Below are 18,167 nucleotides of genomic sequence, written 5' to 3' on the forward strand. Positions count from 1 at the left end.
GCTATAAATTGAGACTTTGTATTGAAAATGTTGCATGAAAACGCATTAAAATTTGCATATATAAGCAATATTCTCCATATTTGCAGTCTCATAATTTAAGTTTATAATTGGTTAATGAAAGCTCGTTACTCCCATAGTAGCGGGCTTTTCTTTTGTTAGCCATCTTGTTTTGACCATCAGATACTTTATTGTTCAGTGCGGGGCAGTACTGTTGCTATTCCTTCCAAGGATGCTTTTTGTAACAATTTAAGCCAAATTCTCTCTAAGAATTTGGCTTAAATTGTTACCTTTACTGGTCTTAAATAATTGAAAGTGGCGGAGAGTTTAGTAATTATTCCAACATATAACGAAAAGGAAAATATTGAAAAGATTATTCGCAAAGTTTTTTCCTTATCACACGCATTTGATATTCTGATTGTAGACGACGGGTCACCTGATGGTACGGCGGATATCGTAAAAAATTTACAGTTGAATGAGTTTTCTGACCGTTTATTTATAGAAGAACGGAAAGGAAAATTGGGCTTAGGGACCGCCTATATCCATGGATTTAAATGGGGACTAGCGAGAGCGCATTATCAGTATATCTTTGAAATGGATGCGGACTTCAGTCACAATCCGGAGGATTTGATCCGTTTGAGACAAGCCTGTGTGGATGGTGCTGATATGAGTATAGGGTCCCGGTATATTAAAGGCGTAAATGTTGTCAACTGGCCAATGAGCCGTGTATTGATGTCCTATTTTGCATCTGTATATGTACGTTTTATTACTGGAATTAAAATTCAGGATGCTACGGCTGGTTTTGTCTGTTTTACACGGGAGGTTTTGAAGACTATTCCTTTAGACAAAATTAAATTTGTAGGTTATGCTTTCCAGATTGAGATGAAGTTTACGGCCATTCAATATGGTTTTGATGTTGTGGAAGTTCCTATTATATTTACGGATAGAACTGAGGGTACGTCCAAAATGAGTACAAGTATCTTTAAGGAGGCTTTTTTTGGTGTGATCCAGCTGAAATTGGGAAGTCTTGGGAAAAGGTATAATAGAAATTAATGTTATTGGTTGATGAACGAGAATTTAGATCCAAATCCTGAACGTTTGAGCAATACCGATCGCGATATCGAACGGGCATTGCGTCCTCAGGTTTTTGAAGATTTCACGGGGCAGGCAAAAATATTGGAGAATCTAAATATTTTTGTGAAAGCTGCGCGATTGCGAGGAGAAGCGTTGGATCACGTCTTATTACATGGTCCTCCGGGACTGGGGAAAACGACCCTTTCGCATATTATTGCGAATGAAATGGGGGTGGGTATAAAAATTACTTCAGGCCCTGTATTGGACAAGCCGGGAGATCTGGCGGGGCTATTGACAAATCTGGAGGAGGGCGACGTACTGTTTATCGACGAGATCCATCGTTTAAGTCCTTTGGTGGAAGAGTATCTTTATTCAGCGATGGAGGATTTTAAGATCGATATCATGCTGGAAACAGGCCCTAATGCCCGTTCCGTGCAGATTTCGTTGAATCCTTTTACACTTATTGGAGCAACGACGCGGTCGGGTCTGCTAACAGCTCCATTGCGTGCGCGTTTTGGGATCAATTCTCGGCTTCAATATTACGATGCAAAGCTATTGACCACCATCGTGCTTCGTTCTGCACATATCCTAAATACACCGATTTCTGACGAAGGTGCCTATGAAATAGCGCGTAGGAGTAGGGGCACACCAAGGATAGCCAATGCATTATTACGTCGTACACGAGATTTTGCGCAGATAAAGGGAAATGGAAGTATCGACCAAGAAATTGCGAAATACGCGCTGAATGCACTGAACGTGGATGAAAATGGCCTCGATGAAATGGACAATAAGATCTTGACAACAATCATTGATAAATTCAAAGGCGGGCCTGTAGGACTTAAAACTGTTGCTACAGCTGTAGGAGAAGATGAGGGGACAATCGAAGAGGTGTACGAGCCCTTTTTGATTCAGGAAGGTTATATTATGCGTACTTCGAGAGGACGTGAATGTACTGAAGCTGCCTATAGACACCTCGGTCGTACAGCTAATCCAAAAGGGAATACCTTGTTTTAATTTCCACGAATTATTAAAAAAGTGCGTTGCTCAGCCTCTTTGGAGGATTCGGTTTGTACGGCTTAGTAAGGCCGGGCTAGGTTTTATCTTTTGAAAATGACTTATCTGCGCAAGGAGTTCTTCTTTTACCCAAGGATGTTTCTTGCTCAGATTATTTAAGATATCCAAGCAATTGACCAAAACAGCAACAGGGCATTTCTGGTCTATCATCCATTGAAAAGCGTGTTCAATGAGTTGTTCTTCGGTCTTGTCATCAAGAAGATAGCTCTTATTCTTTTTATAAGTCAGGTATATCAAAATTTTACTATAGCTTCTCAGACAGCTCCAATTTTTCTGGTTTTTCAAATTATCAAAGAATTGCGGTAAAAGCCCTTGTAGCAAAGTTGTATCCTTTAGTACAATTGTTTCGAATACCCATGCGGCCCGGAAAGAAATCTTTTTATCTTTTTCCAGAGAAAGGCTGAGCAAATCCTGAAGGCTAATGCCCGCGAGCATATCTAAAGAAAAATCCGTTACCTCAAATGATCTTAAGGTAACGGATAAAAACTTTATTTTGTCGGTGTAGGTCATAAACCCGCTTACTTTTGAGGTTTTTCTCTGTTCATCTCTGTCATATCGACTTCGTTCATTTTTGAATCCCCCAATAGGTATTGACCGAAATAATCACCCATTTTCCAGAAGAAATATTCTGTCATATCACCAAATCCATGTCTTTGACCGGGTAAGAGCAGGAAATCAAATCGTTTATTTGCCTTGATCAGTGCGTCTACCATCCGAATCGAGTTTGCAGGATGCACATTGTTGTCAATATCGCCAGTCGCTATCAAGAGCCTTCCTTTTAGATTCTTGGCTAATTCCGTATTTTTATTGATCTGGTATGAAAAAGTGGTATCGCCTTTTGCCGATACTTTTTCTGTGACGCCATGATGGCGCTCGCTCCACCAGCGGTTATAAATCTGATTCTCATGGTTGCCGGCTCCGGATACGGCAACTTTAAAGAAGTCTGGGTAAACAAGCATAGCTGCTGTGGACATAAATCCACCGCCAGAGTGGCCTGTGATACCTACACGATTGATGTCGATAAATTTATAACGGTCAGCAAGCTGTTCCGCTGTCACCTTTTTGTCTTCCAATCCATAATCACGCAGATTGCCATAACCATAGGTATGGTACCATTGTGAACGGGATGGGTGACCACCTCGGTTACCGACAGTGACTACGATAAAGCCAAATTGAGCCAATCGGTCGATTCGGTCCATGCTACGTCCAAAAGATTTATTGACAGCCTCTGTTTGTGGCCCTGGATAAACATATTCTACAATGGGGTAGGTCTTTGTGCTGTCAAAATCAAAAGGCTTGTACATAACGCCATAGAGGTCCGTCGTGCCATCTCCGGCTTTTACCTTAAATGGTTCGGGGAATTTATAGCCCGCAGCAAATAAAAGCGAAAGGTCGGCCTTTTCGAGAGTCATGATCTTTTGTCCATTGCTGTTCAATAACACAGATTCTGGCACTGTATTCACTCTTGAAGAGTTGTTTACAAAATATTTGGACGACTCGCTCATTTCAATCTGATGATCAAAGTTTCCGGGATTCAGAAGTTTAATTCCATTTCCGTTCAAACTGACGCTATAGTGGTGGAGGTAATAGGGATCTTCATTTTTCTCGCGGCCAGACGCCGTGAAAAACAGCGTCTGTGTCGTCGGATCTATCCCTGTAATTTCTTCGCAGTGAAAACTTCCCTTAGTGATTTGATTAAGAAGCTTACCATTCGTGTCATAGTAGTAGTAATGTCCCCATCCATCTCTTTCTGACCAGTGAACCAATCGCTTGCCATTTTCGGTCAAAAGCGGTTTTTGAACATCCAGATACACATTGGATCGTTCCTGAATAATAGGGTTTACAGTTCCATTTACATTTACCTTTAGGAGATCTATTCTTTTTAAATCACGGCTGGAGCGTGAAATATAAAATTCTTCGTTGTTACCCAGCCAGTAGTTAATATAATAATCTTCCTTATATGAATTTTTGTCCGGGGTTTTGGTCCAGTTGGAAATGGTCTGGTTTTTAAAAGCGTCTATATTTATGCGGCGTGGGGTCTTTGTTGCTGCTTCAAAGATATAGAATTCAGTTTCAGTTGAATCAACCTCGCCCGGCATTTGGTATTTATAAGTCTCCAGGGTAGGACGGGCTGAACCAACATTGTTGATCACCCACAAAGGTCGCAACGACCGGTTATCTTTTCTGGTCAAAGTAAAATAGCGGCCATCCGGTGACCAGCTTATCCATACGCGTTTACGTTTCGTTTCATTGTCTTTGTCCTTTTCGTCGCCCGTGGTAGTACTATATTCATCGCCACCCCAAGCGTAATATTGTACGCCATCCTTCGTGATCTGGTGCTCGACAATCGTACTATCCTTCTCATTTTTGACTGCTTTGAGATAGTTGGCCTTGTCCATCCAATACAGATTAAAGTCTTTGGCGAAATAGATCGTATTGGTGTCCGGAGAAAAGCTTGCCCAAGCCAGTGGAGCTTTAACCTTTGTAGAATCGCTGATTTCGGTTACTGTTTTCGATGCGAAATCATATTCCAAATAAAAGAGCTTTTTCTTTGTTGTGTCTGACTTGTTTTTAAGTTTTTCAATCTCATCTTTGGACTTCAGAGTATCTTTCGTGCTCTGAACCTGGAATCTGATCTTTTTTTCATCTTTAGTGAATCTTAAGCCTTGTAAGTCCAGGTGTTGTGCATCAACGGGATTTTTGACAATCTTTGTTATTTGTGCAGCAACGCTTTCGCTATCAAAAAGAGGTTCTTTCTTTTTAAGTGATGGATTGACGATATACCAATTTTTGCCTTGTGGACTTGCGTAATCGTACCAAAAGCGATCTGAGAAGTTGATCCAGTTTGGTTTGATGGTCGTCGAGAAAATCATTTTTTTTAATTTCTCTGGGGAAAATTTGGCAGCTAATTGATAGTTAGGTTTTACCGAATGCTCCGGAATCTGCTGCGCCGAGCTAAAGTAGGGTAATAAACTGGCTGCAAAAATAAAATAGAACTTATGCATCAAATAAATATAGATAATTGTGTAATCTTGGTTTTGGCCACTAAAATATTCAATATTATACAGTCATACGAATGATTCATGTAATAATCCTATGATGGATAGAAGTTTTCATTAAAATTTACCAAAAAAAGTTCCTCTGTTGCCCGAGTAATGCCGGTATACAACCAACGCAGAAATTCAAGATCCAACATTTCATCATTGATATAGCCCTGGTCAACAAAAACAATCGGCCATTGGCCACCTTGTGCTTTGTGGCAGGTAATTGCAAATGCAAATTTAATCTGGAGTGCATTATAATAGGGGTCTTTTTTAATGGCTTCCAGTCGATCTTTCTTATCTAAAATATCTGCATAGTCCATACCAATCTCTTCATACAGATTTTTTTGACTTTCATAGGGGAGGTTGGGGCCATCCGTATAAAGACTATCCAAGATAACACGGCAGGTAATGGGTTCGATTTCATCAATATCCACAAATTCGAGTGTAACATCCGCGAATCTATAGCCATGTTGCTCGTGGATATTACTTACCTTCCGGACTTTAGCCATATCACCATTTGCAATAAAACCATCGCCCATATTGTTTTCCTGTAGCCAGAAGTAATTGTTTTTCACCACCATGATGTAATCTCCACCCGTTAATTCTTCATCTCTAAAAAGTATTCTATTGCGGATATTCTGATTGTATAGGTTAGCTGAGCGATTTGAACGGCATATAATCATGGTATTTTCAATGCCATATTTATCATAAGCGTAATTTATCCCTTCAATCAATCGTTCTCCTGTCATGCGGTAAAGGTCTTTAAATCCTTTTGTTATGAATTTTGGAAAAGGAAAGTCAAGCTGTCCTTCCTCAGCGGATATGATCTCGTTCCGTATTTTTGTTGCATTGTACAATATTCCCGAATCTTGAGCCTGTCGGACCACAGTGGTCAATTCGTAGGGATACACACAGAGATGAAATTCATGTTCAAGATAATTGGGGTTCAAGGCGGGGCTGTCCAATAAACCCACCGGCGGTAATTGGGCAGTATCACCAACGAACAGGAGGCTGCAATTTTTGCCGGATTGTACATATCTGAAAAGGTCATTTAAGAGGCTTTTTGAAAATACACTTACCGATTCATTGGAAATCATCGAGGCTTCATCGACGATAAATAGGGTGTCCTCGTGTAAATTCTCTGCTAATGTAAAGTCCAGTTGAAAGGAGATGGCGGATTTCTTTCGATAAATCTTTTTGTGGATGGTCAGTGCTTTTCGTCCGGAATAATAGCTCATCACTTTGGCGGCCCTCCCTGTGGGGGCCAGAAGCACAGCACGTTTTTTTAGCACAGGCAATACTTTGACCAATGCTGCTATTAATGTTGTTTTTCCGGTCCCGGCATAGCCTTTAAGGACAAAACAGGACTGCTTGTCAAATGCGAGCAGAAATTCTTCCAATAACTCGAATGCTTCCAGCTGCTGTGCAGTCGGTTGCCAAGGGAATTGTTGTATTAACAGGTTTTTGATGAACACCCCCAAAGTTATTTAAAAGGTTTGTCTTATCCTTCAGAAAAAGCTATTTTTGCTTTAACAAGTTTTTATTTTTACAATTCAGCGAATGAATTATATTTCAAAACAATTTAACATTCATTATTTACCTGAGTATAATCTTTTGGTAAAGGCTGGCTTTCAAAAAGATGTGTTAGCGGTAGTCGATAAGAAGTCAGTAGTGCCGATACTGATAGAATACCCTTCGGAGGAGCCAATCTTAGATGCGACAAGAATAATGAGTTTACCTTTTCGGTTCGTTCGGATTGTTATTCCGCACCAGAGTTTTACATTTATACCTAAAGAGGTCTTTCAGGAGGATAATATTGCGCAATATGTACAGTTCCTGGGGACTTCAGATCTTGAAAATACATTTATTTACCATTTAGATAACCTTGGCTTTGTTGCTTTATATCAATTTGATAAGTTGCTTTTGAATCGTTGGCTTAGACTGTTTCCGGATGCTGTTATTCTTCCTGAGTTTGCAGTTGTATTGGACCGGGCGCAGGAACGTATAGCAATTAGGGGTAGTGTGCTGGGGCTACATTTCGTCGCTGATACTATTGTTGACTTTTACCTATTCAAAAATGGAGTTTTCCAACTTTACAATAGCTTTGAAATCCATAATCTGGATGATATTAGTTATTATGTGTTGAATATATTGAGTCAATTTAACCTTGGCGGGTCAATTGATAAGGTACTCCTTTCCGGTGAGGTGCCCAATGAATCGTATTATAAACGAATTGCATCCTATGCGGGAGATGTTGAAATATTGGATCTAAAAACAAAAGTAGCTTTTGCAGATCAGGAGGTCAGTGGTAATTTAACAGCATATAATGTGTTATTTGATTCAATATTATGCGAATAATAGGAGGTAAAATCGGTGGTCTAAGGCTGAATCCACCCAGCAATTTACCGGTAAGGCCAACCACAGATATCGCGAAGGAAGCTCTGTTTAATATTTTGCAGAACCGCTTAGAATTCGATGGCTTAAATTGCCTTGATCTTTTTGCTGGAACGGGGAATATTAGTTTTGAGTTAGCTTCACGAGGAGTGGAACATGTGGATTCGGTCGATTTACATTTTAAATGTGTACAATACATTATGGACACAGTAAAAAAAATGAAGCTGGAGCAGATAAAAGCCAAGAAAGCGGATGTTTTTAAATTTATTACCAGCTGCAAAAGTACCTATGATTTAATCTTTGCAGATCCGCCTTATGATATTCCAAAGCTACCTCAACTGCCAAAATTGATTCTCGAAAACAATCTATTAAATGATAATGGGCTTCTTATTGTAGAACATCCATCTACAAGGCAAATGGAAGAGCATCCGAATTTTATAGAAACCAGAAAGTACGGGTATTCATCTTTTTCATTTTACACAAATTCTTTATAGTATGAAAATTGCTGTTTTTCCAGGCTCATTTGATCCTTTCACGTTAGCCCATCAGGATCTAGTTGAACGAGCTTTGCCGTTATTTGATAAAATCATAATCGCTGTTGGGTATAATGTAAATAAAAAGGGCATGTTGGATCATGATGAACGGGTCAAATGCATACAAGAGGTCTTTCGGGATGTCAATGTAATCGAAGTGGTGAAGTATAATGGTTTGACTGTGGATTTCTGCCAGAAAGTTGGTGCTAAATTTATATTACGTGGTTTGCGAAATACAGGAGATTTTGAATTTGAGAATGCGATCGCACAAAATAATCTGTTGTTAAACCCGGTTGTTGAAAGTTATTTTTTGATGAGTAGGACTGGGAAAGCGCATATATCTTCAACTATTGTGCGGGATGTATGGTTTAATGGAGGGGATATTAGGGCGATGGTGCCCACAGAAGTGCTTACATTGTTAAATGAGAGGAAGCCGTAATAGTTCGTAATTAGGCGCTAAACACATATGTTTTTTAACGAAATGCGGACAAAATTTTATTTTGCCCTCATTTGTTTTTAATTGAAAAACAGTGTTTTATGTATCTTATTGTGAATCGTATGTTTAGTTTTGGGTCGTTAATGTGACGATTTTAGCCATATAGGTGCCAAATAATATTCTGAATGATGATAAGGTTGGGGTTAAGCGACTTATCGTCAGTATGTTAGAGTATCTGGGTCAGCTTTATTCATAGGCACTAGCCGTATCTAATAGAGACATTTCTTCGGAAGACAAATTTATCTTGGTTGCATGGGTTAATTCTTCAAGCTGTTGCAGAGAAGTAGCGCTTACGATGGGCGCGCTTACTGAAGGCCGATGCAGAATCCATGCGAGCGCAATTGTAGGCATCGCGACTTGTTGACTGTGGGCTACTTGGGCTAAGGCGTCGAGAATACGAAGTCCTCGGTCATTAAACCGGCCTTTTAGCGCATCAGAGCGTTTCGCATTTTTAATATCATCCACTGACTTATATTTTCCTGAAAGAAATCCACTGGCCAAAGAATAATAAGTGATCACACCTAGATGATTTTCGAGTGCGAGCTGTTCATAATCTTGCTCATATTTTGAGCGGTCATATAAATTATATTCGGGCTGAATGGAAATATAGGCAGGGAGATTGTTCTGTTCTGCGATCAGTAAGGACTCTTTAATACGCTCGGGACTTAAATTGGAGGCTCCAATCCATTTTACTTTACCTGCCTGTACCAATTGTTGGTAAGCTTCAAGCGTTTCGTCTATTGCCGTTGAAAGATCATCATGATGTGACTGATAAAGATCTATGGTGTCGATTTGTAATCTCATGAGCGATTCGTCAACCGACTTTATAATGTGTTCTTTTTTTAAATTGGGCTTGTCATTGCTGGCTCGACGACCACCAACCTTGGTGGCAATTTGAATTTTATCCCGGATATCCCGTTTATTGATCCATTTCCCAATGATGGATTCGGACTCTGATCCGGTGTGGCCGGGTACCCAATGAGAATAGTTGTTGGACGTATCTATAAAGCTAAAGCCCATATCGACAAATGCATCCAAAAGAGCAAAGGACTGTTGCTCATCGACAGTCCAACCAAATACATTCCCGCCAAAAATGATCGGTTTAAATTCAATTTCACTATTTCCTAACTTAACCTTTTCCATGAGTTGCCTATTATTTCCTTTTTAAAACTAATAAAAAAATGCCAGTTAAACCTTCGAACCGGCACTATAAATAATTTTATAAAAAATTTCTGATTCATTTTCAGGTAGTTTAGGAAAAGTAATAGAGGGGGCTTTGGAAAAATAAAAACTTTCCTTACTTTTGCATCATCCCAAACGGATATGCCCGGATGGCGGAATTGGTAGACGCGCTGGTCTCAAACACCAGTGGGAAACCGTGCCGGTTCGACTCCGGCTCCGGGTACAACAAAAAGGCTTTTCAATATGAAAAGCCTTTTTTATTTTAATTTTCCCTCTGACAGAACATGTTTTCGATACGCTAAATGCAAAATCGCATTCGAAAACAACAAAAATAAAACTCAGCGAATAAGATTGAACGAATAAAAAAACACCATCGGGTAGGAATCCGATGGTGTTACGTAAAATATATAGTTTGATTAGTTTTTCGCTAATACCATCTCTGGCTCGGCTTTACCGCCATGACAAGTTTTACAGGAAATCGCTTTAGCTGGAGAGCTGTCCCAACTGTGATTGAAATACTTTTTATTAATCTTTTGTGTCATCTTGATCATTGCGCGGCCAACTTCTTTTTTAGGGTTTTCGTCGCTCGCAAAGTCCATCTTTTTAGGATCTTCTTTTGAAGGCGCATGGCAAAATCCGCATTTGACACCTAATGCAACATTAAACTCTTTCATTGTTGCGATCAATTCGTCATGCGAAATGTTTTTTGGGAGAACTTTCAGATTTGTGGGTTTAGGATCTTCCTGTGGCTCTTCCTGTTGGAAACTAAATGCACTCAAGGCAATGGCTATAGCAAATACAGAAGCAATAGCTCCAATCTTTTTTATGTGTTTCATTTCTCTTTTCCTTATGCTTAACTAAATGTAAGCATTATGGAATACTTAAACAATGAAAAATGAAATTATTATGACAATTTAGATTGATTATTATTTACGAATAGCTTCTGTAACCGTCCAGGACTGACCTTCCAATTGGTAATCTATTTTTAACAGTTTTCCCTGGATTCTCACATCTTTTAGTTTGGCGGTATCGTTGGAGATCCAGGTACTGTCGTTCACCTTAGTAAAGCGCACACCCGTAATATTCGGAACCCCGGTAAAAAACTCAATTTTATAAGATTCCGGATTTCCCTCGCGCTGAATACGGATCAATCGATTGGATCGATCAACCGACAACGAGCTGCTCTGAAATTGGACTCTACCGATAAAACTTCCAGAGGCGTCTGTTGTTTCTCCATCGGAAGTTTCATTCTTTTTACATGAAACAACTGTAATAAGGCATAAAACAAGCGCGACTAATGGATGGAAAAACTTCATGTGTATATATTTTGGACTAAAATACGGTTTTTGGATCAAAAACTCAATTGATCAGACCGGAAATGATATTGATCGTCAATGCGACAACAAAAGTATTTAATGTAAAGGAGAGTAAGCCATGAAATAAGACGATACGTCTAATTTTTTTTGACGAGATACCCACATCAGAAACCTGGAATGTACAGCCCATAACAAAAGAAAAATAAGCAAAGTCCAAATAGTCTGGCTTATCATTCCCCGGAAACTCCAGGCCACTACCATCGGAACCGTTTTCATAGTACAGACGAGCATAATGAAAAGTATATATTGTATGGACCAAGCACCACGAAGCCACCATGGCAAGCATGCAAATGGTAATAATATAGGAGTCGTCAAGTTGCTTACTCTTACTTGATATAATAATCATTAGGACTGAAATAAAACAACTGATGGTAACTAGTATAATAAAAAGGGATACAAAAAGTCGGCTGCCGTCTTCCTGTTGTGCTTTTTTCGTGATTGAAGACACAGGCATTGTATAAAATGTATACCAAGAAAGCAGTATATAAGAAACACAAAATCCAAACCAGCTTAACACCAGGCTTAGCAAGGGCAAGGTTTTAATCGGGGAGAGCAGATATGTAAGGATAAAGGCGCAAATTGCTATTAAAGCCCGATGAATGGACTTCATTTGATGTAGGACTGTTTTTATTTTTCCCATGGTCATAGATTAACAATCAAATTGCTCATTTGCCTCGAAAATCAATGGATTTCCACCATTAGAAAGAAACAATAGGAGCGCCTCTTCCTCGTAGTGACTTGGATTGGAAAAAATAAAATCCAATTGTCCGTCTCGATCTATATCGCCGACAAACTGCGTGGACATAAATACATGTTCATATTGATCTTTTTGAAATAATGTCAATTCATTCCTTCCTCCAAAGGTTGCATTGAGCTTATAATGGGCTACTTCGTGAAATATTTTTTCATGTCCTTTTTCGTCGGTCTGTACTTCGGTGGATTTTATATCTCCCGACCCTTTGAGTATAACATGCTGCTTTCTAAAATTATATTCCACGGATTCCTTGGGCCATATTTCTGAGTGGTTTATCTTTAAGTTCTCCAATGCTCCTGTTTTCAACCCTTTTATATTTAAGAACAAAAGGGAGTTTCTTTTCGACTCAACACTTTTTGAGGGGACCTGAGCACACTCATCATAACCATCCTTGACTTCATAATCCACTTTGTCCAAATAATACTTTCCTTCGAGCTCGTAAAGATCAAACCAATCATTGTTCAATACTGCGGTTGGATCTTCCTTTTCCCAGATCCGATAACTGCGTACTAAAAAAATCTGTCCCTTTGAGCTGTCGGATGTAGCAGCTACGGATAACCTGGCACTGTCTTTCGATATCAAAGATGTGTCATCTTTCGTCACAGTCGAATCTAGAGCAGTGTTTCCCTTTTTTGTAGAGGGGCTATCACAAGCTTGAATAAAAAGTAGTGTAAATAGTAAAGTAAAAACAGAATAGTTTTTCATATGCCGTGAATTTTATTTAAATATATAAAATTCACGGTATATAAAACCTGAAGATTTTTTAGGAGAGTGCTTTCTGAAGTAAAGAAAACGATTTTAGGCATTTTTCATCGTCGAAGATATAGGAGGTAGCCATAATTTCATCGACTTTATGATCTTTAACAAATTTTTCTATCTCAGGACCGATCTTATTTTTATCTCCGACAAAGGCACAGGAAGCCATGCTCTGTACAGCTTGTTCGATGGCTGGAATTCCCTTATAAATGACCTCTTCTGTAGGCGGAGATAACGGTTTTCTTGTATTCGTTACAATGCCGGCAAATAAATTAAAAAAGCTCGTGGACAAAAACTCGGCTTCTTCGTTAGTATCGGAAGCAATCACATTGACACAGGAAATAAAATAGGGTTTATCCAATACCTTCGAGGGTACAAAGTTCTGATGATAAATCATACTCGCCGAGGCAAATTGCGCTGGAGCAAAATGCGTGGCGAAAGCGTAGGGAAGCCCTAAGCTAGCGGCTAAGTAAGCACTATCCGTGCTGGAACCTAAAATATATAGTGGGATTTCCAGTCCCTCACCGGGGAATGCACGTACTTTTGCATCATAATTATCGGAACTAAAATATAGCTGGAGATCTTTTACCTCCTGCGGAAATTGGAACGCAGTATTTAGATTATTTCTTCGTAAAGCCATAGCAGTCAATTGGTCCGTACCCGGCGCACGGCCTAAACCAAGATCGATCCGACCCGGAAATAATGTTTCCAAGGTGCCAAATTGTTCCGCAATCACTAAGGGAGCATGATTGGGCAACATGATTCCGCCTGAACCAACTCTGATTCGGTTTGTATTGGAAGCAATATGTTGTATAAGTAAGGAGGTGGCCGAACTTGCAATATATTCCATATTATGATGTTCGGCGACCCAGATTCTTTGAAAATCCAGTTGTTCGATATGTTGTGCAATTTTTACACTGCGATCAATTGCACTGGCGGTATTTTCTCCTTTTTTGATGGGAGCTAAATCTAATGCTGATAATACGATTTTATCCATACATTAAAATTACATAGAAGAAATAGGACAATTGTAATGAAATTGTCTATTCTATAATTCGGTGTGTATGTATGACAATTAGCTGATCATTCAATACTGTGGTGAATAAGCTAAAGCTGTCGCCGCTGTCTTTAATCTTAAATTTCTTTTTTATCTCTTCCGTTTTTAAGGGAAAATTTTTTGCGATAATATCAGCTTGTAACGGAGTTTTGTTTTTCTTGAATTCTGTAAAAGATTCAACCTCTTTTATCTTAAATATTTTGCCTGGGAAATCTGGGATTTTCCGATCCGAAGTATACAAATGTGTATTTTTATGTAGTTTTTTTATTCCAAAAAGAGAGGCAATTGTTTTAAAAGCACCAGCCTTGGTCAGGGCTACATCTGGCTCATAAAGATAGGATAGAGGCGCACTGTACTCCACAAGGGTACTGCGTTCTTCCGAATAAGTAAAGGAGATGACCTGTTGTTCCTCTTTGAACAGTCGGACGGCATGAATGACCGGCTCACCTTCAAAATCTTTCTTTTGAATGAAAATAAGTTCTTTACAATCATTTTGTAAGGAAACAACATACACATCCTTTACATGATTCAACATACCTAATGCTGAAGAAATATCCAATAATGGAGCGAGCTTGCTAATAATAATATGAGACCGTTCAAAAAAGCAATGCTGTAGCTCCACCAAATTAGGTTCACATTCATCCAGCAGAAATACTTTCTTATTCTGAACCCTGCGCGAAGGATCTAGGTAGATATAATCAACGTATTCCTGTGGGCTATTAAATATGTAATCCACACCATTTGTCGCTATAACCTCGATATTTGTCGCAGATAAGACCTTGGCATTATGCGATGAAATCTGCGCAAGATCCGAGTTGAGCTCACAGGATATGACTTGTTTTGCACGTGTCGAAAAATAAAAGCTGTCAACGCCAAAACCACTGGTTGCATCAATTAAACGTGTGCCTTCTTGAATAAGCGAGCTTTTAAATAGTGCTGTTTTTTCAGATGAACATTGTTCCAGATTCAGTTTTGCGGGAAAATAGATTCCAGGAGTTGTCGTCCATAATGGGATTTTAGTCCCCGCACGCTGCTTACCATCCAGCTGTGCAGCTAGTTCAGAAGACGATATTCCTTCAAAAGGAGATTTCTTTAAAGCTATTTTAGCAGGAGACTCTTTTAGGTGTTTTTCCAAAAACAGCTGTACCTCCTTTTGAAGAATTAATGTATTCATCTATATTTTCTTAACGAGAAGCTGGCAAGTATATCTATCCTTTAACTCACTGATCACTTCTTTATCAACAAGAACACGCTCGATGGTTTCCTGGTTATAGTAACGGATCGTGATTAGTTCTAGGCCAGACTCATAGGTAACTTTAAACCGCTGTTCAAGATCGTTAATTAAATCCACCACGTTCTTTCCGGTATCGTCCACTGAGACGGTGAAATTGATGGCCGTATTGTGCATCATATTGATTTTGATGCGATGTTGGTGGAAAAGATTAAAGATATCTCTGAGGTTATCTTCCACGATAAATGAAAAATCCCGTGGTGAAATTGAGACAAAAATCTGATTTACTTTAAATATAAACGAAGGAACCGGTAACGTCTGATTTGTACTTCTAATGACTGTTCCCGGAGAATCTGGGTCAACAAAAGAGCGCACATTTAAAGCAATTTTTTTATTCTGCAATGGTTTGATCGTTTTCGGGTGGATTACTGTCGCACCATAATAGGTAAGTTCAATAGCATCGGTATAAGATAGTTCAGGAATCAGTTCAGTTTTTTCAAACCATTTCGGATCAGCATTGAGAACGCCTGGGACGTCTTTCCAAATTGTTACATTTTCAGCATTTAAACATGACGCAAATATAGCCGCAGAATAATCGGAACCTTCGCGGCCTAAAGTTGTGGTGAAATTCTCCGATGTAGAACCAAGGAACCCCTGTGTAATGACAATATATTCATCTAATATGGAAGGAAGTTCGGCACGGATTTTCTCTTCTGTTTTACTCCAATCCACCACGGCTTCGCGGAAGGTATTATCGGTTAGGATATAGTCGCGTGCATCCAACCATTTGACTTTTTCACCAATAAAAGCTACATATGCAGCCACGATTTTGGTAGAGATCAATTCGCCCATCGACACAATTTGGTCAAAGAGGTAGTCATAAGAGTCTTGTGGATCCTCCTCCAAAATCCATTCAATCTCGACGAAACAGTTGGAAATTTCATCGAAAATAGGATGCTCAGCATTGGGAAATAGGTCATGAAGAATATGAAAATGGAATGCTTTGGCTTCTTCAAGGGTCTGAAACTGCAAGCCTGTATGATTATAATATTCCCGGGTCAATTTTTCCAGAAGGTTTGTTGTCTTACCCATGGCAGATATAACGACCAACAAAGCTTCACCTTTGTATTTCGAAATAATCTTCGCTGAATTTCTGACACTTTCCGCATCCTTTACTGATGCTCCTCCAAATTTAAAAACCTGCATTTATTTTATTGAGTTTAGTTGATTGCTAGTTGATGCTATTAATATAATGTAATCCTTTTTCTGAGATTAGATCTTTAAAAGTTGTATAAGGAATACGTAACTCCGTGCCACCTTCAGCATAAGATTTAATTTCATAAATATTATAGTAGAATAAGAGTTCGTTTTTCTCAAATGTAAAATTATCTGCGAGTGAAAACTTACCATCTTCAAAAAAATATTTTCCATTCAAGGAATCATCCGTATTCAATCCTTCCTGTCTACGAAAGCATTGTTCGGCAATGTTAATGAACCTGTCTTTATCCTGCTTGCGAATGATGTCATCAATTGTAATTGGATTATTAGACTGTCGATCAAAGTTCGAGTATAACGTTACATGATCGCCATGCGCTCCGCCGGTATACTCTTCCTGTTTGGTTCTTATAGCGAGATATGCAGGCGTATTTGCTACAACATCTACCTGGAGATCCCGATTCCAGGTCGCCGTGGATTTACCATTGTTATCATCTACATATTCATTATAGGCATTGATAAAACGATGAGCGGCTTCTTCCATGCTGGTATCTCCCTCCAGATGAACAATAGAAGAAATCAGGGTGTTGATCTTAATTTCTTCGAAGACTGGATAACTTGCCCGAAAATAGGTGGTATCCAATTGATCATCTCCTTTTAGAAAATAATTACTATGCTCATCAACCGTTTTTCTGTGATAAACAAGAGTATCCCCAAGTTGTTTAATAGTGGGGGCAGCGCCTTTGTTCTGACATGAATAAAATAGGCAACCTATAAATAGAATTTTCAAAAAGAGATAATACCGCATTGAATTGATTTTTCCCCTGTTAATTTTTAATAAGTGATCGACACATTAATCCACTCCGAATCAAAATCAGCTTTGTATCGTTCATAAAATTTTATGGCAGACTCGTTCCAATCCAAAACTTGCCAGACCATTCCATGATAGCCACATTCTTTTCCGTAGGCAAGTGTTCTGTCAAACAGTTGTTTGCCTATGCCTAGACCGCGCATTTTTTCGGTAACGATTAAATCCTCTAGGTAAAGTCTCCTTCCTTTCCAGGTAGAGTATCTGACGTAATATAATGAAATTCCAACAATTTCTTCGTCAACTTCCGCGACAAACGCACCCCAGATAGGTTTTTTTCCAAATCCCGCTTCTTCAAACTCCGCGAGGGAAACGGTTACTTCATCTGGCGCTTTCTCATAGATGGCTAATTCTTTGATTAGCTCCAGCATCTGTGGGCAGTCGGATTTTATTGCAGCGCGTATAATTGGTTTAGTCATTGTTTTTATAATGTTTAATTACTCTTTTGCCAAAAATTGTGCTTCCGATACGAACCATAGTGGAACCTTCTTCAATCGCTAATTTGTAATCCGATGACATTCCCATGGAAAGTATTTTAAAATAATCGTCTTTGCGGTAGAAGCTGGCTTTAACCCCATCAAATAACATCTTTAGTTCGTAGAACTCCGCTTTTACGACTTTTTCATTGTCTGTATTGGATGCAATTCCCATCAGTCCACAAATACGGATATTTTTTAGTCCGAGGAATTCTTCATCGCGGAGCAACTCAATCAGTTCCGCATGATCTAAACCAAATTTGGTGTCCTCATCGGCAATATAAACCTGCAATAAACAATCGATAATACGATCCGCCTTTAATGCATGTTTATTAATTTCCTTTAAAAGTTTTAAGGAGTCTACAGAAGCAATTAAGCTAACAAACGGCGCAATATATTTTACCTTATTGGTTTGTAAATGCCCAATCATATGCCACTGAATATCTTCGGGTAAAAGCTCTGCTTTCTCAATTAATTCTTGAACATGATTTTCACCAAAAATACGTTGCCCAGCCGCGTAGGCTTCCATGATTTCTGAATTGGACTTTGTCTTTGAAACCGCTACAAGCTGAACGCCCTTCGCTTCGGTTTCCAATCTTAAAGCTTCTAAATTACTCGCAATGCTCATTTCCGATATAGT

Annotated in this window: 19 protein-coding genes and 1 tRNA gene; 6 read left to right on the forward strand and 14 right to left on the reverse strand. The window is 39.1% G+C overall.

Annotation, left to right across the window (positions count from 1 at the left end; translation table 11 throughout):
- Positions 1–312 precede the first annotated feature (312 nt).
- Complete coding sequence (locus BWD42_RS03735) at positions 313–1,050, forward strand: polyprenol monophosphomannose synthase (protein WP_077435741.1); 738 nt, start codon at positions 313–315, stop codon at positions 1,048–1,050.
- Positions 1,051–1,062: 12 nt separating this feature from the next.
- Positions 1,063–2,085, forward strand: a complete 1,023-nt coding sequence (ruvB, locus tag BWD42_RS03740) for a Holliday junction branch migration DNA helicase RuvB (RefSeq protein ID WP_077433258.1) — start codon at positions 1,063–1,065, stop codon at positions 2,083–2,085.
- Positions 2,086–2,115: 30 nt separating this feature from the next.
- Here ruvB and BWD42_RS03745 read toward each other — a convergent pair whose 3' ends face one another.
- The 3 genes from BWD42_RS03745 to BWD42_RS03755 form a co-directional block, all read right to left on the reverse strand.
- Entirely contained in the window at positions 2,116–2,655 is a 540-nt protein-coding gene (locus BWD42_RS03745; protein ID WP_139351006.1) for a hypothetical protein, read from the reverse strand.
- Positions 2,656–2,663: 8 nt separating this feature from the next.
- Entirely contained in the window at positions 2,664–5,150 is a 2,487-nt protein-coding gene (locus tag BWD42_RS03750; protein WP_077433262.1) for a S9 family peptidase, read from the reverse strand.
- A gap of 89 nt (positions 5,151–5,239) precedes the next feature.
- Positions 5,240–6,664, reverse strand: a complete 1,425-nt coding sequence (locus BWD42_RS03755; protein ID WP_077433264.1) for an ATP-dependent RecD-like DNA helicase — start codon at positions 6,662–6,664, stop codon at positions 5,240–5,242.
- A gap of 85 nt (positions 6,665–6,749) precedes the next feature.
- Here BWD42_RS03755 and BWD42_RS03760 point away from each other — a divergent pair, with 85 nt between their 5' ends.
- Genes BWD42_RS03760 through coaD form a run of 3 tightly spaced genes read left to right on the forward strand, consistent with a single transcriptional unit; the run spans position 6,750 to position 8,555 of the window.
- On the forward strand, positions 6,750–7,547 hold the full coding sequence (locus BWD42_RS03760; protein WP_077433266.1) for a DUF3822 family protein: 798 nt from the start codon (positions 6,750–6,752) through the stop codon (positions 7,545–7,547).
- Positions 7,538–8,077, forward strand: a complete 540-nt coding sequence (gene rsmD, locus BWD42_RS03765) for a 16S rRNA (guanine(966)-N(2))-methyltransferase RsmD (RefSeq protein ID WP_077433268.1) — start codon at positions 7,538–7,540, stop codon at positions 8,075–8,077. The genes BWD42_RS03760 and rsmD overlap by 10 nt, the downstream gene beginning before the upstream one ends.
- A 1-nt stretch (position 8,078) precedes the next feature.
- Positions 8,079–8,555 carry a pantetheine-phosphate adenylyltransferase gene (coaD, locus tag BWD42_RS03770; RefSeq protein ID WP_077433270.1) on the forward strand — a complete coding sequence of 159 codons (477 nt, stop codon included), beginning with the start codon at positions 8,079–8,081 and terminating at the stop codon, positions 8,553–8,555.
- Positions 8,556–8,798: 243 nt separating this feature from the next.
- Here coaD and BWD42_RS03775 read toward each other — a convergent pair whose 3' ends face one another.
- Positions 8,799–9,755, reverse strand: coding sequence for an aldo/keto reductase (locus BWD42_RS03775; protein ID WP_077433272.1), 957 nt, complete (start codon positions 9,753–9,755; stop codon positions 8,799–8,801).
- A gap of 182 nt (positions 9,756–9,937) precedes the next feature.
- Between BWD42_RS03775 and BWD42_RS03780 the strand changes: the two genes are divergently transcribed.
- Positions 9,938–10,017 (forward strand) — tRNA-Leu (locus BWD42_RS03780).
- A gap of 193 nt (positions 10,018–10,210) precedes the next feature.
- Here the strand turns inward: BWD42_RS03780 and BWD42_RS03785 are convergent.
- The 10 genes from BWD42_RS03785 to BWD42_RS03830 all read right to left on the reverse strand — a co-directional run bounded on the left by BWD42_RS03785 (position 10,211) and on the right by BWD42_RS03830 (position 18,155).
- Complete coding sequence (locus tag BWD42_RS03785) at positions 10,211–10,630, reverse strand: c-type cytochrome (protein ID WP_077433274.1); 420 nt, start codon at positions 10,628–10,630, stop codon at positions 10,211–10,213.
- Positions 10,631–10,720: 90 nt separating this feature from the next.
- A complete protein-coding gene (locus BWD42_RS03790) occupies positions 10,721–11,110 on the reverse strand; it encodes a hypothetical protein (RefSeq protein WP_077433276.1) in 390 nt (129 codons plus the stop codon).
- Between the two features lie 43 nt (positions 11,111–11,153).
- Positions 11,154–11,816 (reverse strand): DUF1345 domain-containing protein, encoded by a 663-nt coding sequence (locus BWD42_RS03795; protein ID WP_317041790.1) that lies wholly within the window; start codon positions 11,814–11,816, stop codon positions 11,154–11,156.
- A 3-nt stretch (positions 11,817–11,819) separates the two neighbouring features.
- Entirely contained in the window at positions 11,820–12,629 is an 810-nt protein-coding gene (locus tag BWD42_RS03800) for a hypothetical protein (RefSeq protein WP_077433278.1), read from the reverse strand.
- A 58-nt stretch (positions 12,630–12,687) separates the two neighbouring features.
- Positions 12,688–13,677, reverse strand: coding sequence for an LLM class flavin-dependent oxidoreductase (locus BWD42_RS03805; RefSeq protein WP_077433280.1), 990 nt, complete (start codon positions 13,675–13,677; stop codon positions 12,688–12,690).
- A gap of 46 nt (positions 13,678–13,723) precedes the next feature.
- Entirely contained in the window at positions 13,724–14,911 is a 1,188-nt protein-coding gene (locus BWD42_RS03810; protein ID WP_077433282.1) for a class I SAM-dependent methyltransferase, read from the reverse strand.
- Positions 14,912–16,174: an aspartate kinase gene (locus tag BWD42_RS03815; RefSeq protein ID WP_077433284.1), complete on the reverse strand. Its 1,263-nt coding sequence runs from the start codon at positions 16,172–16,174 to the stop codon at positions 14,912–14,914.
- A gap of 25 nt (positions 16,175–16,199) precedes the next feature.
- The gene (locus BWD42_RS03820) at positions 16,200–16,991 is read right to left on the reverse strand and encodes a DUF3298 and DUF4163 domain-containing protein (RefSeq protein WP_077433285.1); all 792 of its coding nucleotides are present in this window, start codon (positions 16,989–16,991) and stop codon (positions 16,200–16,202) included.
- A gap of 26 nt (positions 16,992–17,017) precedes the next feature.
- Positions 17,018–17,470 carry a GNAT family N-acetyltransferase gene (locus BWD42_RS03825; protein WP_077433287.1) on the reverse strand — a complete coding sequence of 151 codons (453 nt, stop codon included), beginning with the start codon at positions 17,468–17,470 and terminating at the stop codon, positions 17,018–17,020.
- Positions 17,463–18,155 carry a YggS family pyridoxal phosphate-dependent enzyme gene (locus tag BWD42_RS03830; RefSeq protein WP_077433289.1) on the reverse strand — a complete coding sequence of 231 codons (693 nt, stop codon included), beginning with the start codon at positions 18,153–18,155 and terminating at the stop codon, positions 17,463–17,465. The genes BWD42_RS03825 and BWD42_RS03830 overlap by 8 nt, the downstream gene beginning before the upstream one ends.
- Positions 18,156–18,167: the final 12 nt, after the last annotated feature.

Source organism: Sphingobacterium sp. CZ-UAM (assembly GCF_002000245.1).
Lineage (GTDB): Bacteria > Bacteroidota > Bacteroidia > Sphingobacteriales > Sphingobacteriaceae > Sphingobacterium.

What these genes read in the sequence shown, in the direction of transcription:
- BWD42_RS03820 (WP_077433285.1), bottom strand. Translation starts at nt 16,991, where the DNA reads ATGCGGTATTATCTCTTTTTGAAAATTCTATTTATAGGTTGCCTATTT.
- ruvB (WP_077433258.1), top strand. Translation starts at nt 1,063, where the DNA reads ATGAACGAGAATTTAGATCCAAATCCTGAACGTTTGAGCAATACCGAT.
- rsmD (WP_077433268.1), top strand. Translation starts at nt 7,538, where the DNA reads ATGCGAATAATAGGAGGTAAAATCGGTGGTCTAAGGCTGAATCCACCC.
- BWD42_RS03805 (WP_077433280.1), bottom strand. Translation starts at nt 13,677, where the DNA reads ATGGATAAAATCGTATTATCAGCATTAGATTTAGCTCCCATCAAAAAA.
- BWD42_RS03815 (WP_077433284.1), bottom strand. Translation starts at nt 16,174, where the DNA reads ATGCAGGTTTTTAAATTTGGAGGAGCATCAGTAAAGGATGCGGAAAGT.
- coaD (WP_077433270.1), top strand. Translation starts at nt 8,079, where the DNA reads ATGAAAATTGCTGTTTTTCCAGGCTCATTTGATCCTTTCACGTTAGCC.
- BWD42_RS03810 (WP_077433282.1), bottom strand. Translation starts at nt 14,911, where the DNA reads ATGAATACATTAATTCTTCAAAAGGAGGTACAGCTGTTTTTGGAAAAA.
- BWD42_RS03795 (WP_317041790.1), bottom strand. Translation starts at nt 11,816, where the DNA reads ATGACCATGGGAAAAATAAAAACAGTCCTACATCAAATGAAGTCCATT.
- BWD42_RS03745 (WP_139351006.1), bottom strand. Translation starts at nt 2,655, where the DNA reads ATGACCTACACCGACAAAATAAAGTTTTTATCCGTTACCTTAAGATCA.
- BWD42_RS03785 (WP_077433274.1), bottom strand. Translation starts at nt 10,630, where the DNA reads ATGAAACACATAAAAAAGATTGGAGCTATTGCTTCTGTATTTGCTATA.
- BWD42_RS03800 (WP_077433278.1), bottom strand. Translation starts at nt 12,629, where the DNA reads ATGAAAAACTATTCTGTTTTTACTTTACTATTTACACTACTTTTTATT.
- BWD42_RS03750 (WP_077433262.1), bottom strand. Translation starts at nt 5,150, where the DNA reads ATGCATAAGTTCTATTTTATTTTTGCAGCCAGTTTATTACCCTACTTT.
- BWD42_RS03790 (WP_077433276.1), bottom strand. Translation starts at nt 11,110, where the DNA reads ATGAAGTTTTTCCATCCATTAGTCGCGCTTGTTTTATGCCTTATTACA.
- BWD42_RS03825 (WP_077433287.1), bottom strand. Translation starts at nt 17,470, where the DNA reads ATGACTAAACCAATTATACGCGCTGCAATAAAATCCGACTGCCCACAG.
- BWD42_RS03775 (WP_077433272.1), bottom strand. Translation starts at nt 9,755, where the DNA reads ATGGAAAAGGTTAAGTTAGGAAATAGTGAAATTGAATTTAAACCGATC.
- BWD42_RS03830 (WP_077433289.1), bottom strand. Translation starts at nt 18,155, where the DNA reads ATGAGCATTGCGAGTAATTTAGAAGCTTTAAGATTGGAAACCGAAGCG.
- BWD42_RS03760 (WP_077433266.1), top strand. Translation starts at nt 6,750, where the DNA reads ATGAATTATATTTCAAAACAATTTAACATTCATTATTTACCTGAGTAT.